Source organism: Thiorhodococcus drewsii AZ1, assembly GCF_000224065.1.
Taxonomy (GTDB): Bacteria; Pseudomonadota; Gammaproteobacteria; order Chromatiales; family Chromatiaceae; genus Imhoffiella; species Imhoffiella drewsii.
This window is the reverse complement of the sequence record NZ_AFWT01000092.1, coordinates 1-2,831: the sequence shown is the minus strand read 5'-3', so window position 1 is coordinate 2,831 and position 2,831 is coordinate 1. Positions and strand designations below refer to the sequence as shown.

The following is a 2,831-nucleotide window of genomic DNA, read 5'->3' as shown; positions in this document are numbered from 1 at the left end:
AAGCGCTCGATCAACTGAATCGCGCGCCGGTTGCGGCGCGTGTCGCCCAGATCAATCGAGGCCAATTCTTCCGACGCCCAGCCCATCGTGTGCTCCAACATGTCTCAGAAAAAATAGTTCGCTATCGTACACTCAGAGTTCTGTGTAATGGGATGGGTCAAGGCACATTGGCGGATCACCGCCACCTCACCCGCACGCTCGATCCATCCGCGACGGGTGCTCACAGGCTCAACCCGGACTTTTTTTCAACCAGTCCAGCTCCATCTTCAGGCGCCCGATCTCGCTGTAGAGGCGCTCCGGCGCACTCTGATCATCCGCAGGCTTGCGCCCACGTTTGGTTTCGAACAGCGTGCCGGCGTGCTCCTGGCCAATCTCGTTGACGGTTTTTACCCCACGGATGGCCTCCAAGGCCACTTTGGCTTTGAACGCGGCGGCGTAGGTCTTGCGCTTTGCTTCACCCACTTTTGATCAACCCTTTCGTGCCGGCCTGACAACTTAAATGACTGTCCGATTTTCAGGGTCCACTTTAGTCGTCAAAAACTATAAATTATGCATAGTTTTTTGGTTGCAACCATCGGCCTTGATCATCGTTTCGCCCAAAACCCTAAATTAAGGTAGGATATCGCAAAATATAGCATTATAAATCAGCGCATTACGCCTGTACTCCAGTCGTCTATCCCGCAGGTGGACCAATCGATGATCAAGGCCGGACTTTCAGTCCGTTACTCAAACCCACCGGCTTTTAGCCGGTGGTTGTTTAGTTTCACTAAGTCTTCTAGTTAGCTGGCTTTGCAAAATTAAATACAAAATCATAACGTGCTGATAAATAATAACATTATCCGTCAAAAACAACACCATTAAAGATATCGAAAATATTCTTTTTTCTAGATGGTCATGCATTGTTAGTAAATAAACAAATACACTCAGAAAAATGAATCCATAATCTATATAAAGCATTAGAATATCATTATGAACAAGAATGTTGTTTTTATAGATATCTGCAAGAGTATTTATCGAAGCTCCACCACCTAAACCAAAAAAAAGAAATCATAAAAATTATAATTGACAGCGTTAAGCAGCGACTCCCAAATAAATTGTCTTCCTTGCGAAACAGCATCGGCTGATTTTTCTGTTAAATCAAGTATTAACGTATCATATTGACCTTGGCTAAATTGAATAGATATAAAAACATATAAAACCGTAATCGGCGTTACAATATATGACTTCGTTACGATCTTTCTGATTTTTTCAGGCAAAATTATAATTGCAAAAACAACAAATATCGAAAGAAGAGCGACGCGCTTCAGCGTGACAAATGTTAAAATTACGCTAATAAAAAATAAAAATATTTTTTTGTGAGCAGAAAATATACTGCGAGCATTCCAAAACAAAAAGAAAATGTGCTTTCCCATGAGGATTGAGAGTCCATGAAAGAATAATGAATCGCCCTCCCAAAGGCTCCCGAATTAATAACCTGCATCAAAACAAGAAAAAATAAAATCAAAACCAAAAAAAATTCGTTGATTTTTATTCTTGAAAAATCAAATATAGTAAAAGAAAAAACATAAACAAATAAAAAATAAGATTGTTTAAAAGAGTAAAACCCATGAGAAATACTTGTTGCAAGCGCAAAAAATAGAAGAAAGTAAAATGGGGTCAAATCTTTATTATAAGATATTTTTGGGCCCTTAATTAAAAGCCAAACAAAAAACAGCCAGACAGGTGCTGTATAAAGCGCATACCTCAAAAAAATCATCCCTGAACTAGATATTATTAATAATAACAAAATTAAATAATAAGGTATCTTCTCGTTGCCTGATTTTTCATTTTCAATAATCATAATAGTACCCCCCCCGGCAGAGCCGGGGGCTTTGAATTCGTGAGTCGCTCGAAGCGGCGAAGGGTCGCTAACGCGACCCTAAATCAGGGCGTCGATCATCCTTCGGGCCAGTCGTCTTCTGTAGGATGGATGTCAAGTCCCCTAAGATTATAGCCATCTAATGTGATATCCGGACATTAAAATTGAGCAGCATATCGCGTTTCCGGAAGATGGATGAACGAGATGACACGTTCTGTGCGATGTTGCAGAGACTTCAGTGCTGAATGCAATCTATTTTCAGGTCGCGCTTATTTTTGATCGGCTGCCGACGAAGTTGCTTGTCCTTGATCTCTTCCCAGACATGCTCATCGGGATTACGCTCTGGACTGTATGTTGGGAGATAATGCAGGCGGATTTGATGGCGATGCTTGCACTCAAATTCACGCACCATTCGCGAACGATGAAATGGCGCGCGATCCACAATCAAAATCAGTGGCCGCGTTCTCTTCTCCATCAGTTGCTTAAGAAAATGAATGTACTCTTTAGAGGCAATGGACTTCTCTGTTACGTGATATCTCAACTCTCCTTGAGCCGTGATATACCGAGCTAATACCAATTTTTCGGTTTTTACTCGCCGACAATGGCGAAGTTTTCCGTCAGCAACGATCGTAGGTCACCACGATATTGGTTCGGGTGACGAAAGAAATTCTCGCAAGCCGCTTTGAAGTCGGCGAACGACTCAAAATAGCGGTTATAGAGCACTATCTTTTAAAATACTTCCAGAATCGCTCGATCAGATTGAGGTTTGGCGCATAGGGCGGAAGAAAGAGCAATTGCACGCGTGATGTCTCCAAGTGCTTACGAACCGCCTTGGAGCGATAGTAGCGAGCATTGTCGCAAATCACGTGAATCACCGCCGCGTCTGGATGCCGCTGCTCGATTTGCTGCAGCAGAGCGATGGTCGAGACGGCATTGATGCTGTCGTCGAAGCGGACAACGGGTTCGAGGCACT

At 43.0% G+C, this 2,831-nt stretch carries 4 protein-coding genes and 1 pseudogene; all 5 read right to left on the bottom strand.

Features of this window, described 5'->3' with window-relative positions; all coding sequences use genetic code 11:
* Positions 1-86 (bottom strand): IS4/Tn5 family transposase DNA-binding protein (locus tag THIDRDRAFT_RS25150; protein ID WP_139058893.1); only part of this gene is annotated, 86 nt, incomplete at its 3' end.
* A gap of 72 nt (positions 87-158) precedes the next feature.
* Positions 159-462 (bottom strand): annotated as a pseudogene (locus THIDRDRAFT_RS23015) (transposase); the annotation flags it as partial.
* A gap of 566 nt (positions 463-1,028) precedes the next feature.
* Positions 1,029-1,412, bottom strand: a complete 384-nt coding sequence (locus tag THIDRDRAFT_RS26025) for a hypothetical protein (protein WP_139058892.1) — start codon at positions 1,410-1,412, stop codon at positions 1,029-1,031.
* A 681-nt stretch (positions 1,413-2,093) separates the two neighbouring features.
* Complete coding sequence (locus THIDRDRAFT_RS25145; protein WP_281054780.1) at positions 2,094-2,435, bottom strand: transposase; 342 nt, start codon at positions 2,433-2,435, stop codon at positions 2,094-2,096.
* Positions 2,436-2,580: 145 nt separating this feature from the next.
* On the bottom strand, positions 2,581-2,831 hold a 251-nt coding region (locus THIDRDRAFT_RS23005; RefSeq protein WP_007043341.1), incomplete at its 5' end, for a transposase.

Excerpts from the sequence above, each read along its gene's own strand:
- THIDRDRAFT_RS26025 (WP_139058892.1), bottom strand. The coding sequence starts at position 1,412 with ATGGGAAAGCACATTTTCTTTTTGTTTTGGAATGCTCGCAGTATATTT.